The organism is Azospirillum sp. TSH20 (assembly GCF_003115935.1).
GTDB lineage: Bacteria > Pseudomonadota > Alphaproteobacteria > Azospirillales > Azospirillaceae > Azospirillum.
In genome coordinates, this window is record NZ_LGQU01000046.1 from 1 (window position 1) to 13,223 (window position 13,223).

Here is a 13,223-nt window from a genome sequence, read left to right on the forward strand (position 1 = left end):
CCCCGCGGCCCGCATCGACATCCCCGCCAATACGGCGGTGGCGGCGCAGGTGGTGAAGACGATGATGGGCTCCCATGCCGGGAAGCTCAGCCTCGCCCGCGTCTGGCGCGGCACCGTCACCGACGGCATGACGCTGGGTGGCGAGCGGGTGTCCGGCATCTTCCAACTGTTCGGCCGCGACCAGACCAAGGTGCCGCAGGCGGTCGCCGGCGATCTGGTGGCGCTCGGCCGGTTGGAGAAGGCGGCGACCGGCGACCGGCTGACCGAGAAGACCAACCTCGGCCCCCCCGCCGACTGGCCGGCCGCCGCCCCGCCGGTGCATGGTCTGGCGCTGCGCGCCGAGAACCGCAACGACGAGGTGAAGCTGTCCGCCGCCCTGCAGAAGCTGCAGGAGGAGGACCCGTCCCTGACGCTCGACCAGTCGGCCGAGACCGGCGAACTGGTGCTGTGGGGGCAGGGCGACGTCCATTTGAAGCTGGCGATGGACCGGCTGCGCAGCCGCTTCAATGTGGCGGTGAAAGGCCAGCCGCCGCAGGTCCCCTATAAGGAAACGATCCGCAAGGGCACCAGCCACCACGCCCGCTTCAAGCGCCAGACCGGCGGCCACGGCCAGTTCGCCGACATCCATGTCGAGGTCCGGCCGCTGCCGCGCGGGTCGGGCATCCAGTTCGAGGATGCGGTGGTCGGCGGCGCCGTGCCGCGCCAGTACATCCCGGCGGTGGAGACCGGCGTGCGCGAGGCGGCGGTGCGCGGGCCGCTGGGTTTCCCGGTGGTCGACTTCGCGGTGACGCTGACCGGCGGCCAGTTCCACGCCGTCGACAGCTCCGACATGGCGTTCAAGACGGTGGCGCGGCAGGCGATGGCCGACTCGCTGCCGACCTGCGAGCCGGTGCTGCTGGAACCGATCCTGACCGTCACCATCGCGGTGCCCAGCGCCTTCACGCCCAAGGTGCAGCGTCTGGTCAGCGGCCGGCGCGGCCAGCTTCTGGGCTTCGATGCGCGGCCGGGCTGGCCCGGCTGGGACGAGGTGAAGGCGTGCATGCCGCAGGCTGACATGCAGGATCTGATCGTGGAGCTGCGGTCGCTGACCTTCGGCGTCGGCAGCTACAGCGCCGAGTTCGAACGGCTTCAGGAGGTGGTCGGCAAGGCGGCCGACCGTGCCGTGGAAATCCGCCGCGACATGCTGGCGGTACAGTAAACGGAGGAACGCTCCACCGCCCGGCTGGCGGGCGGTGGAGCCGGTCCCTGGATCAGCCGATGGATCAGCCGATCTTCTGCTTGGCCATCGCGCCCAGACGCAGGCGGAGCGCGTTCAGCTTGATGAAGCCTTCCGCGTCCTTCTGGTTGTAGACGCTGTCCTGCTCGAAGGTCACATAGTCCATGCGGTACAGCGAGTTCGGCGACTTGCGGCCGACGACCGTGACGTTGCCCTTGAACAGCTTCAGACGGACGGTGCCGTTGACCAGCGACTGGGTCTGGTCGATCAGCGCCTGGATGGCCAGACGCTCCGGGCTCCACCAATAGCCGCAATAGATCAGCTCGGCGTAGCGCGGCATCAGCTCGTCCTTCAGGTGCCCGGCACCGCGGTCGAGGGTAATGCTCTCCATCGCGCGATGCGCCACCAGCAGGATGCTGCCGCCCGGGGTCTCGTAGACGCCGCGCGACTTCATGCCGACATAGCGGTTCTCGACCAGATCGAGGCGGCCGATGCCGTTCTCGCCGCCGAGCCGGTTCAGCTCGGTCAGCAGGGCCGCCGGCGACAGCGCCTTGCCGTCGATGGCGACCGCGTCACCGTTCTTGAACTCGACCTCGATGTAGGTCGGGGTGTCCGGCGCCTTTTCCGGGGCGACGGAGCGGGTGTACATGTCCTCGTCCGGCTCGACCCACGGGTCCTCCAGCGCCTTGCCCTCGTACGAGATGTGCAGGAGGTTGGCGTCGGTGGAGTAGGGCGCCTCGCCGCGCTTGTCCTTCGCGATCGGAATCTGGTTCTTCTCGGCGTAGTCCAGCAGCGTGGTGCGGCTGTTCAGGGTCCATTCGCGCCACGGCGCGATGACCGTGATGTCCGGGCGCAGGGCGTAATAGCCCAACTCGAAACGGACCTGATCGTTGCCCTTGCCGGTGGCGCCATGGGCGACGGCGTCGGCGCCGACCATATTGGCGATCTCGATCTGGCGCTTGGCGATCAGCGGCCGGGCGATCGAGGTGCCGAGCAGGTAGGTGCCCTCATAGAGCGTGTTGGCGCGGAACATCGGGAAGACGAAGTCCCGCACGAATTCCTCGCGCAGGTCGTCGATGAAGATGTTTTCCGGCTTGATGCCCAGAAGCTCGGCCTTCTTGCGGGCGGGCTCCAACTCCTCGCCCTGGCCGAGGTCGGCGGTGAAGGTCACCACCTCGCAGGAATAGGTTTCCTGCAGCCACTTCAGGATGACCGAGGTGTCGAGGCCGCCCGAATAGGCGAGCACCACTTTCTTGATCTGTTTGCCGGACGCGCCGCTCATTGGACTGCTCTTGCAGTAGAGAAAGGTAAGGTGGCGACCGTACGGCCTTTCCCGCCCGCCTTCAAGCCCCCGTGCCCGGTTGGGTGCCATCCGGGCGGCCTTCCGCCGTCCTATGGCGCAGCGCCGACGCGGCGAAGGCCAGACAGGCGCCAGCGGCGAAGAAGGCCAGCCCGTGCCGGGTCAGCTCCATCGCCGCCCCGGCCAGCACCGGCCCAGCCAGCGCGCCGACGCCCCACATCAGCCCCATCGCGGCATAGATCCCCACCAGTTCCGATCCCTGGAACCGGCTGCCGACGATGGCCAGCATGATGGTGTAGACGCCGACGAAAGCGCCGCCCCAGACGAACAGCAGCGCGTAGGTCGCGACCTCGCTCATCAGCGCGACCGGCCAGACCAGCGCCCCCAGCGCGGCGCAGACCGCCAGCCCGATCACCAGCGTCAGCCGGTCCATCTTGTCGCCCAGCCAGCCGATGGGAAGCTGCAGCAGGATGGCGCCGATCATCATGCAGGACATCAGGCTGGTCGCTCCGGTCTCCGACCAGCCGAGTTTGGTGGCGTAGATCGCCAGGAAGGACAGCCCGGCCGTCTCGATGGCGGCATTCAGCACGATGGCGCCGATGGCGACCGGGGCCAGCCGGATGAAGTGCAACGGCCCCTCGCGCGACGGCCGCTCGAACTCCGGCGCCCGGATGCGGGGGGAGGCGACCAGCAGCGCCGCGGCGGAGGCGACACCGGCGCCGGCCAGATAGGGCAGAGCCCCGCCGGAGCCCAGCAGCGACAGCATCAGCGGCCCCAGCGCGAAGCCGGAGGACAGCGCCGCGGTGTAGACCGCCATGGCGCGGGCGCGGCTGCCCTCGCTGCTCAGGCTGTTGGTCCAGGTCTCCGACAGGACGAACAGGGTTTCCGACGCGGCGCCCAGCAGGATGCGCAGGGGAAACCAGATCCAGATCGGGGTGGCGGGGAACAGGGCCAGCAGAACCGCCGCCCCCGCCAGTGCCAGGATGACCAGCCGGCGGATGCCCAGCCGCGCCACGATCCGCGGCAGCAGCACCGCCATCGCCAGCACGCCCAGCGCATGCATCGCCGCGTTGGCGCCGATGGTCAGGTCGCTCAGGTTCTGCCGCGACAGATCCAGCGCGATCAGGGCGGCGCTGAGGCTGTAGGTCAGCCCGAACATCATCGCCGTGGCGATCACCGCGGCGCGCGACAGCAGGCCGCCGTCATCCGCTGTCGGCTCCGATGTCATGCCTGCTCCTTTTTCAATAAGGTGATGGGTATCGGTCATGACGGCTGCGTATCCGGCCGGCCCTCCATGCCGCCTTCCGGCGGACGGGCGGTGCCGCGCAGCTGTCCGAGAAAGCCGCCGAGCCGGCGGTGCCAGGACCGGTCGGGGCGGTCGACGACGCGGGCCAACGCCGCCGCATAGTCCAGCACGAAGCCCGGCGTCCAACTCATCGCATCGGCACGGCTGCGGATCAGGGAGGCGACCCAGATATCGGGATCCATCAGCAGGCGCAGCAGACGCACCCAGGGGAAGCGGCTGGCCAAGGCACCTTCCAGCGTCGCGTCCAATGCGGCGGCGACGACGACCGAACAGTTCCGGTTGGAGAGGTTGTAGGTGCTGTCCTGCCGGTATCCGGCCCAGAATGCCCGCAGACGCCAGCGATCGTAGGTCCACAGCTCCACGGTCGAATCGGCGGGGCACCAGTCGGCGATCTCTTCCTCGTAGGACGGCAGGAAGCGGCCGGGCACGTCGTTTTCGGTGCCGCTGCGCAACGCGGTCACGAAGCTGACGCCGGACTGGTCGATCTCGTTGGCCGGATAGTGGCTGATATACAGGTCGGGCGCCAATTCCAATGCGGAGTGGCCGGTGGACACCACGCCGTTGCGGTCGATGGCGGCGATGTAGCGGTCGATCACCAGCCGCCTGTCCAGCGGCGCGGTGGCGGAGGCGACCGGGGTCCACACCCGCACCACCAGCGGCCGGTCGTGACGGCCGGCCGGTTCCGGACTGTCGCCCACCAGAACGGGGGCATTGTCGTACCAGCCCCGGCCGGAAAAGAGCGGCAGGTTGAGGATTGCCGCCTCGTCCTCCAGGTTGCGCAGCATCACCCCCAGCCGCAGCAGAAGCCAGCCCGACAGGCCGATGAACAGTCCGATGCACAGTGGCGTGTTGCGGTCGGAGGGCAGCGGCCATTCCGTCATCATCATCGCCGCCAGCGCCAGTTCCGCCAGCCCGCAGAGGATCAGGAGCCGCCAGTTCCGCACGCGGAACACTGCCGCCGCCGCCGCCCGGTTCGCCCCGTCGAGCGCCAGGACGATGGCGAGAGGCAAGGCCAGCGCCCAGCCGTTCAACAGCGGCGAGGCCAGCAGCAATCCGCCGGCAAGGATCGCCAGCACCGACCGTGCCAGGGCGAAGCGCCGGTTTGCCCCCAAGGACGCGGAGAGGGCCATCAGCAGGCTTACGGCACCGGCCGCCGTGAAGACCAGTCCCAGGAAGCTGTAGATCACCTGGGTCAGCCCGACGGAAGCATTCAGTGCCAACGCCAGCCCCAACCCCATCGACAGCAGGCCGAGCACGGCGATCACATACCAGTGGGACCGAAAGGCCCGAGGGCCGATCAGCAGAAACGCAAGCTTCAGCATCGCATCGCCGGAATCGCGAGAAGCACGGATCTGTGCATCTCTAGACTGGTGATCCTGTAACCGGTTGCTGTCAACGCTGGTATCGGTGCAGGATACCGGTCTGCCGACGCGATGATTACCGAACGATGCGGTCGACTACTCGATCTTCTCGCCGGGATAGGTGCCCCAGAAATCGGTACGCTTCATCCAGCCGCGATAGCCCTTCACCTCGACCTCGCACCACTCGTCGCGGCACTTCTTCAGCGACCCGACGACGCCGGGCTCGGCCCGCGCCACCACGGCGCTGTCGCCGCGCGGCGACTCAAAGATCGCGCGGGTCTGGCCGACGATCAGGATGCCGCGGCGGCCGGACAGCGCGCTCTGGTGAACCCAGCCTTCCGCCCCCTCCCAGTCGCGGATGCGGCGCCAGGTGTCGAATTCCTGGATGATCTCAACCGGCATGTCCTTGCGCTTGAAGACCCATTCGATGGGATAGCTGCCGTTGGGGCCGGAGCGCAGGTTCACCTCGCCGACGCGCACGGTGACGAAGCGGGGGATCGGCAGGCCCGACGCATGGGTCGGATCCTTGCTTTCCGCGGCGAACGCCGCGCCCGCGCCGGTAACTGCGCCGCCCGCGGCAAGCCCCATGCCCACCCCCAGAATCAGGGCCAGGGAGGCGAGGACGGAGCGGCGGACAGGCATGGCGGCACCGGAGCTGACGAGGGAAAAACCGGGCCGCACTATAGAGACCACCCGTTCGATTGGGCAAGCGCCGCCACCCCCGGTCCGCCACCCCAATCCAAGGCTGCAATCTCCCTCTCGCAGGCCGGTCTTTCGCGACGGACTTCTGGACAGTCCCACGACCGCTTGGTATGGCAACCATGGACCGGAGCAGCCCGTGCCGGGACCTCGATGCGGGCGGGCCGGGGCAAGGGAGGACCAGCACCGATGACCGACAAGAAGAAGCCGCTCGTTGTCGTCACCCGCAAGCTGCCGGACGTCATCGAGACGCGGATGATGGAGCTGTTCGACACCCGGCTCAATCCGGACGACGTGCCGCTCACCCCGGCCCAGATGCAGGATGCGATGAACATCGCCGAGGTGCTGGTGCCCACCGTCACCGACCGCATCGACCGCGCGCTGATCGAAGCCGCCGGGCCGCAGCTGCGGCTGATCGCCTCCTTCGGCACCGGCGTCGACCACATCGACCTGAAGGCGGCGCGCGAGCGCGGCATCGTCGTGACCAACACCCCCGGCGTCCTGACCGAGGACACCGCCGACATGACCATGGCGCTGCTGCTGGCCACCGCGCGCCGCGTGGCGGAGGGCGAGCGTCTGGTCCGCTCCGGCCAATGGACCGGCTGGGGGCCGACCACCATGCTGGGCCACCGCATCAGCGGCAAGCGGCTGGGCATCCTGGGCATGGGCCGCATCGGCTCGGCGCTGGCCAAGCGGGCGCGCGCCTTCGGCATGTCGATCCATTACCACAACCGCCGCCGCGTCCATCCGGAGCTGGAGCAGGAGCTGGAGGCGACCTACTGGTCCAGCCTGGATCAGATGCTGGCGCGGATGGACATCGTGTCGATCAACTGCCCGCACACGCCGGCCACCTATCACCTGCTGTCGGAACGCCGGCTGAAGCTGCTGCGCCCGCACTGCTACATCGTCAACACCTCGCGCGGCGAGGTGATCGACGAGGTGGCGCTGACCCGCATGCTGTCGAAGGGCGAGATCGCCGGTGCCGGCCTGGACGTGTTCGAGCATGAGCCGGCGGTCAACCCGAAGCTCCTGCGGCTGGACAATGTCGTCCTGCTGCCGCACATGGGCTCCGCCACCATCGAGGGCCGCATCGACATGGGCGAGAAGGTGGTGATCAACATCAAGACCTTCACCGACGGCCACGCCCCGCCCGACCGCGTGCTGGAAGCGCTGCTGTAAGGAAGAAATGGGGCAATCGGCGCCTTATCGTCCGTCATTCCCGCGAAGGCGGGAATTCAGCTTGCCCTTTGGTTTCCTTGATGGAGTGCCTGGATCCCCGCCTTCGCGGGGATGATGGCTTCAGCGAAGACGTGCCAGTTGTCATGGGCTGACCTGGGACCGCTCAGGATGCGGAGGCTTCCAGTGCGGCGGCCTCCCGCGTCGGTACATCCTGCAATGCCGCCTCCAGCCTTGCCTTGGCGGCGGCGGCCAGTTCCTCGTCGGCCTGGATGCGGGCCATGTCCTCCGGCGCGACGGCGCCGGCGGCGATCACCAGCTCGGCGAAATCGGACAGATAGACGCTGCCCTTCACGGTGCGCTGGACCAGCACGTTGCGCTTGTCCTCCGCATCGCGCTTGCGCTTGACGAAGCCCAGTACCGACAGGCGGTCGAGCGCGCGGGTCACCGCCGGCTTCGAAATGTTCAGCAGGGATGCCAGACCGCGCACCGTGTGCGGCGGGTCGGTCAGATAGACCTGGAGAAGGATCGCCAGCTGCCGCGCCGACAGGTCCGGCGCGTCCTTGCGGACGCTGGCGACCAGCGCGGTGCGCCACAACCCGAGCGCCTTGAGGTTCCGTGCCATGCCTCCCCCCGGAAAGCCGCGCCCGGTTCCGCAACCGCAGCACGCGCCGCGAAGTGTCGCCTACCCGAACGATGCAGGCAAGACTTTCGCGTTCGAGACTTTCGCGATCCTGGGGGAAGAACAGCCGGCGCCGGAGTCGGTCTATTTCCCCTCGCGTTTCAGCACCACCGGCTTGGCCGTACCGGTGACCAGCAGATTGCCGCCGGCGAGCGGGACGATGGTCAGGCTGGAGCCGGCCGACACCGGAGCAAGGCTGACCGCTTGGCGGGCGGCGTTCGGGGCGGGCTTGACGTCCTTCGGCATCTCCTTGGGGTCGAAAGGCGCGTCCTCCCCCTGGCCGGCGACGTCATAGCCGCCGCACTCGCTGCCGACGCAGATGGAGGTCTCGTCGATGCGCGCCTTTCCGGCGGGACCGGTGAAGGGCGTGTCCTCGGACCCGCCGCCGTTCCAGCTCCAGCTGCCGCGCAGCCAGTCGGGGAGGCGGGTGTCCTTCTGGAGTTCCAGATTGTCGGTGATCAGGCCGACGCTGCCGCTCAGCCCCTGCGCGGCCACCGCCTCGGCCACCCGGCGGGCCTCCGGCTTGGTCATGCCGTAGCGGGCGGCGATCTGCGGCGTCCAGGCCGTGACCGCCGCGTCCACCGCCTTGCGCAGGCGATCGCCCCAGCCGGGCGCGATCCAGCGCGGGTTGGACCAGCCGGCGGTGTCCTTCACCAGCGTTGCCAGTTCCGGTGCGTCGGCGACGAACAGACGCGGATCGACCGCCGACTTCATGCGATCGATGCCCATCTGGCGGTAGGCCGCGAAGCGGATGGTGCCGGTGCGGTTGGAGGCCGCCTCCAGCATCGGCGCGAACAGCTCGTCCAGCGCCTTCCAATCCGGAGAGGCGAGCAGGGCGTTGTCGTCGGGGCAGGCAGGATAGGCGCCGAAATTGTCGCGGTTGCTGCCGTATAGCGGCTCCATCGCCTTCCAGGCCGCCGCCCCCCGCTTTTCCATCACCGAGCAGGGCCAGGCCATCTCCACATCGTCGCTGACGACGCGGAGTGCGGTGAGGAAGCCGTCGTCGGTGGCGAGATCGACGCCGGACGCGGTTTCGCGGGCATAGGAATCGTCGATGCCCGCGATGGCGTCGCGCAGCAGCGTATCCGCCTTGGCGCGGTCGGGGGAGGGGCCGAAGCGCAGCAGATAGGCGCTCCATCCCTTGCCCAGCCCGCCGCGGATCTCGGCCAGCCGCTTGGCGGCACCGGCCGGGTCGGCGGCGATGCCGTCGATGATGGTGGTCACCGCGGCGACCGCCTTGGGCACCGACTCGGACAGGGCCGTGCGCCGGGCGTCCAGCACCGGGCCAAGGCAGGTGCCGGGGGAGGGCGCCGTCGCACACTGGTTGCGCTGGGCCAGCCATGCCCGCTGCTCCGTGCGCAGCCGCTCGCGATCGGCGGTGCCCGACAGATCCTGCAAGGTTTTGTAGGCGTCGGCGATCTCGCGGTCGGCATCGGCCAGTTTGGAATCGGCGCAGATCGCCTTTTCAACCGGCGTGGCGGCCGCCTTGCAATCGAAGGACGGCTCGGCCCGCGCGGTGCCGACCGTGCCGGTCATGAGAACCGCGGTCACTAAGGCCAGTGCCGCGCTGGCCGGCGACAGGCGGAAGGATGGTCCCATGTTGGCCATCATGTCTCCCTTGGATCGTGATCCGCGGAAGATACGGAATCGGCGGCCGCTTGTCCTCTGCGGCCCCGGCATTTCAGAGGAACGCCAATCAGAGAAACGCCACTGTGATCGCGGCGAAGTGGCAACTGGCGGCGGCCAGCACCAGCAGGTGCCAGACCGCGTTGTTGTAGGGCATCCGCTCCATCAGGTGAAAGACGACGCCGATGGTGTAGACCAGCCCGCCGGCGATCAGCAGCCACAGGGCGGGGGTCGACAATGCCGTGCCCAAGGGTTCCAGCGCGGTGACGACCGCCCAGCCGAGCCCGAGATAGAGCGCCAGCCCCAGCCGGTTGAAGCGGCCCGGAAAGCGCAGCTTCAGCGTCGCGCCGACGGCTGCCCCGCCCCACACGGCGCCGCCCAGCCCGATCCCCTGGCCCAGCCCCAGCGTGAAGGGCGTGTAGGTGCCGGCGATCATCACGAAGATCATGGCATGGTCGATCCGCCGCAGCAGCGCCTTGCCCAGGCCGGGCGGGGCGAGGTTGTAGGCGGCGGACGCCGTCAGCATCCCCACCAACCCCAATCCGTAGATGACCAGCGCCAGCGCCGTGTGGACCGGAACCGCCCCGGAGAACACGCCGGCATTCAGCAGCCAGACGAAGCCGGCGACGCCCGCCGTTACCCCGATGGCATGAACGGCCGCATCCGCCCGCCGCTCGGCGGCGCTGTAGACGGGAAACTGATCGGCATCCGGCATCGGCACACCATCTCGGTCGACGCAAGGAGGATGGCCGCCGGAACGGGGCCTGCGTCGAACATGGTGTGCCGGCCGCGGCAGCGCCACGGGTCCTGTCCGATGGTCGGACCCCGGCGGCCGGTACTTCGGCAAACTGCTTATGCGGGATGGGCCGGGTGGTTATTCCGCCGCGAAGGCCACGGCTGCGGGCGCGCGGTGGCGGGGCATCGGCTCCGACAGGCTGGCGGCCTTGCGGAAATAACACAGCGCATAGACGCGGACACAGCCGGTGAGGTTGTCGCAGTCCTGGCGTTCGGCATCGATCTTCGACACCAGTTCGCTCATCGTCATGTTCTCGCGGGCGCAGATTTCCTCGAGCGACTCCCACTCGACCGGCATCAGCTTCATGCTGGTCCGCTTGCCGTTCACCCTGATATTGCGCATGTGCATGGGGGAGCCCTCCGTTGCCGATGCATAAATGGGTATGTGAAACGGCGGGATGCGTGCTGTGAAGTTTTTCACAGGGAATGGGGACCTGTCGGGTGGAGTTCTATCAAACGGACAAGCGGGTACCACGGGATCGGAGGTCGACATGACACAATGCGACGCCTTGCGGGCGATCATAAACGAAGCCGCATCAGCACGTTCAGCCCTGTGCGAGAACGAGCTGGTGATCCGGCTGGACAATATCCTCGCCCTTGCTCGGGCGGCGCTGGAAGAGCAGGAACCGGACGAAATGCCGCAGTCGTCCGCCGGCGCATCTGCGACAATTGGTCACCGGCAGTCATAAATCCGCACAACTTCGCCGCCCCGCGGATTGCTTAACGGAGTAACCTTTTCGGAGTACGCCACCGCCGTGCCGGGCATCGTGAAGCTTGGCACGGCCGGTGGAAGACTCATCGAAATGACATGGGGCTTTTCAATACAATGACTCCCCTTCCCACTCCGACCTGCATTCTCCGCGGCACCTACGTCCGTTCCATGTTTGGCGACGTGCCTGTCGACAGCCTGAAGATCGGCGATCTGATCCAGTCGTCTGTGACCGGCGAGTTCCGTTCGATCCGCTGGATCGGCCGCCGCCTGCTGGCGGGGTCGTCCTTAGACACCGAGCATCTGCGCAAGGTTCACCTGCCGGTCCGGATCGCCCGCGGCGCCATCGCCCGGGACCTGCCCGCCCGCGACCTCTACATCTCCCCCAGCCATGCGCTGCTGATCGGCGAGTATGGTGTATCGGCCCGCCTGCTGATCAACGGCTCGTCGATCCGGCAGGTCGATGCGATGGAGGAGATCGAATATTTCCACATCGAACTCGACAGCCATGACGGCATGTATGCCGAGGGGCTGCCGGTCGAGACCTATCTCGAAGCGGACAACCGCCAAGCCTACGACAATGCCGCCGAGTATGAGGCGCTGTATCCGGGAGACGATCCGCGCGTTCAGGAACCCTGCGTGAAGATCGACATTCCGCTGGCTGCGCTGGAGCGGATCCGCACCAAGGTGAACGACCGCGCCGAGCAGATCCAGCTGGCCGAGATGGCTTGAGGGGCAGGCTGTCGAGCGTGAACAGGGGGCCGTCCCATGGGGCGGCCCTTTGTGCGTCGACAGCTTGGCCATGAGGTGTCCGTCGCCGTAGGGGAGCGGAAATGCGGTTTGACCGTTCCCCCGGAGTGGCCCAGACCCTGCGCACATAAAAAAACCGCCGCTAACCCATTGGATTAGCGGCGAGTTGAACAGGGAGGCTTCACGTCTGGGAGACGCTGGGTCCGAGGACCCAACCCCGGAGGGGAGACCTCCGGGACGAAACATCGGATGCTGCGTCGCAACATCCAACGATCAAAATTTGACCATTCTGCTGCCAACTTTCCAGGCACAAATATATAAATCTACCATGCAAGACGCGCATGGCTTCAAAATATCCTTAGAAGGCTAATAAAAATGCCGAAATCGACGATGCCGCTCCGGAAAGTCGGAAAGACATCGTCGATTTCGGCAATTCTCTTACGGGATCATTGAAAATTGTTTGAGGTCAGAACGGAGTTTCTGCCACTTTTTTAACCAGGAAGTCGCGGAAGACCGCGATGCGCTTGGAATGGCGCAATTCTTCGGCATAGACGAAGTAGGCGTCGACCTTCGGCCCGTCGACGTCCGGCAGGATCCGGGTCACGTCCTTGGAGAAGCTGTCGACCAGGAAGTCCGGCAGCGCGCCGATGCCGAGCCCGCTCTCCACCGCGCGATAGATGGCGTAGACGCTGTTGACCTGCAGGATCGGCTTCCGGTTGGGCGAGGGGTCGCCGACCTCCATGATCCAGTTGACGTTCGGAATCGGCGCCCGCACGTCGGGCGGATAGGTGATCAGGTCGTGATTGTCCAGCTCGGCCGCCGTCTTGGGCGTGCCCTTTTTCTTCAGGTAGCTCTGGCTGGCATAGAGGTGGAAGCGGATCGACATCAGGTGCCGCTGGATCAGGTCCGGCTGGCGCGGCGTGTTCATGCGGATGGCGATATCCGCCTCGCGCATCGCCAGGTCCAGCTCGTCGTCGTCGATCAGCAGCGTCAGCTGGATGTCGGGGTAGATCGACATGAACTCGTTGATGCGCGGCGTCAGCCAGGTCGATCCGAAGGCGACGGTCGTCGTCACCCGCAGCGGTCCCTTGGGATGCTCCCGGCTTTCGGTCAGCATCGCTTCGGTCATCGACAGCTTGGCGAACACGTCGCGGGCGGTGCGGTGAAGCAACTCGCCCTGTTCGGTCAGGATCAGCCCGCGGGCGTGGCGGTGAAACAGCGGAACGCCCAGGCTTTCCTCGAGCGCGCTGATCTGGCGGCTGACCGCCGACTGGCTGAGGTTCAACGTCTCGCCGGCATGCGTGAAGCTGCCGGCTTCGGCCACCGCGTGGAATACCCGCAGCTTGTCCCAATCCATCATGCTGTCCCGCCCCGATGCGCAGCCGCCCGGAGCCTCCCGTTTATCTTGAGGACGGCGCATGGCCGCCATGCATGTTTATAGCGGGAACGCGCCCGGAACGCACGCGCTAGTAAAAGCGACTCGCACGAAAATTAATCATGATCGCCGGAATTATTCTCATCCGAAGTCACAGCGATCCGGGCATATCCGTATAATGGATAGGGGTGTTTGCGATGCTCGGAAATGGGACGGCGGCCATTCGCC

Annotated in this window: 13 protein-coding genes; 4 read left to right on the top strand and 9 right to left on the bottom strand. The window is 67.1% G+C overall.

Features of this window, described 5'->3' with window-relative positions; translation table 11 throughout:
• Nucleotides 1-1,198, top strand: a 1,198-nt coding sequence (locus TSH20_RS13245; RefSeq protein ID WP_109075187.1) for an elongation factor G, incomplete at its 5' end; no start/stop codon positions are given.
• Between the two features lie 64 nt (nucleotides 1,199-1,262).
• Here the strand turns inward: TSH20_RS13245 and TSH20_RS13250 are convergent.
• The 4 genes from TSH20_RS13250 to TSH20_RS13265 all read right to left on the bottom strand — a co-directional run bounded on the left by TSH20_RS13250 (nucleotide 1,263) and on the right by TSH20_RS13265 (nucleotide 5,825).
• The gene (locus tag TSH20_RS13250) at nucleotides 1,263-2,498 is read right to left on the bottom strand and encodes an argininosuccinate synthase (protein WP_109075188.1); all 1,236 of its coding nucleotides are present in this window, start codon (nucleotides 2,496-2,498) and stop codon (nucleotides 1,263-1,265) included.
• Nucleotides 2,499-2,559: 61 nt separating this feature from the next.
• On the bottom strand, nucleotides 2,560-3,744 hold the full coding sequence (locus tag TSH20_RS13255; RefSeq protein ID WP_109075189.1) for an MFS transporter: 1,185 nt from the start codon (nucleotides 3,742-3,744) through the stop codon (nucleotides 2,560-2,562).
• Nucleotides 3,745-3,779: 35 nt separating this feature from the next.
• Nucleotides 3,780-5,144 carry a protease gene (locus TSH20_RS13260; RefSeq protein ID WP_109075190.1) on the bottom strand — a complete coding sequence of 455 codons (1,365 nt, stop codon included), beginning with the start codon at nucleotides 5,142-5,144 and terminating at the stop codon, nucleotides 3,780-3,782.
• A gap of 135 nt (nucleotides 5,145-5,279) precedes the next feature.
• A complete protein-coding gene (locus TSH20_RS13265) occupies nucleotides 5,280-5,825 on the bottom strand; it encodes an SH3 domain-containing protein (protein ID WP_247871551.1) in 546 nt (181 codons plus the stop codon).
• Between the two features lie 246 nt (nucleotides 5,826-6,071).
• Between TSH20_RS13265 and TSH20_RS13270 the strand changes: the two genes are divergently transcribed.
• On the top strand, nucleotides 6,072-7,061 hold the full coding sequence (locus tag TSH20_RS13270; RefSeq protein WP_109051890.1) for a D-glycerate dehydrogenase: 990 nt from the start codon (nucleotides 6,072-6,074) through the stop codon (nucleotides 7,059-7,061).
• A gap of 163 nt (nucleotides 7,062-7,224) precedes the next feature.
• Here TSH20_RS13270 and TSH20_RS13275 read toward each other — a convergent pair whose 3' ends face one another.
• The 4 genes from TSH20_RS13275 to TSH20_RS13290 form a co-directional block, all read right to left on the bottom strand.
• Entirely contained in the window at nucleotides 7,225-7,683 is a 459-nt protein-coding gene (locus TSH20_RS13275; protein WP_109075192.1) for a MarR family transcriptional regulator, read from the bottom strand.
• Between the two features lie 141 nt (nucleotides 7,684-7,824).
• Complete coding sequence (locus TSH20_RS13280; RefSeq protein ID WP_109075193.1) at nucleotides 7,825-9,351, bottom strand: lysozyme inhibitor LprI family protein; 1,527 nt, start codon at nucleotides 9,349-9,351, stop codon at nucleotides 7,825-7,827.
• Nucleotides 9,352-9,436: 85 nt separating this feature from the next.
• Nucleotides 9,437-10,081 carry a hemolysin III family protein gene (locus tag TSH20_RS13285; protein ID WP_169055022.1) on the bottom strand — a complete coding sequence of 215 codons (645 nt, stop codon included), beginning with the start codon at nucleotides 10,079-10,081 and terminating at the stop codon, nucleotides 9,437-9,439.
• A gap of 159 nt (nucleotides 10,082-10,240) precedes the next feature.
• Entirely contained in the window at nucleotides 10,241-10,510 is a 270-nt protein-coding gene (locus tag TSH20_RS13290) for a ribbon-helix-helix domain-containing protein (protein WP_085090410.1), read from the bottom strand.
• 142 nt (nucleotides 10,511-10,652) lie between these two features.
• Here TSH20_RS13290 and TSH20_RS13295 point away from each other — a divergent pair, with 142 nt between their 5' ends.
• Both TSH20_RS13295 and TSH20_RS13300 read left to right on the top strand, forming a co-directional pair.
• The gene (locus tag TSH20_RS13295; RefSeq protein ID WP_109075195.1) at nucleotides 10,653-10,850 is read left to right on the top strand and encodes a hypothetical protein; all 198 of its coding nucleotides are present in this window, start codon (nucleotides 10,653-10,655) and stop codon (nucleotides 10,848-10,850) included.
• 137 nt (nucleotides 10,851-10,987) lie between these two features.
• Nucleotides 10,988-11,602 (top strand): Hint domain-containing protein, encoded by a 615-nt coding sequence (locus tag TSH20_RS13300; RefSeq protein WP_158281990.1) that lies wholly within the window; start codon nucleotides 10,988-10,990, stop codon nucleotides 11,600-11,602.
• Between the two features lie 484 nt (nucleotides 11,603-12,086).
• Here the strand turns inward: TSH20_RS13300 and TSH20_RS13305 are convergent, their stop codons facing one another.
• A complete protein-coding gene (locus TSH20_RS13305; protein WP_109075197.1) occupies nucleotides 12,087-12,977 on the bottom strand; it encodes a LysR family transcriptional regulator in 891 nt (296 codons plus the stop codon).
• Nucleotides 12,978-13,223: the final 246 nt, after the last annotated feature.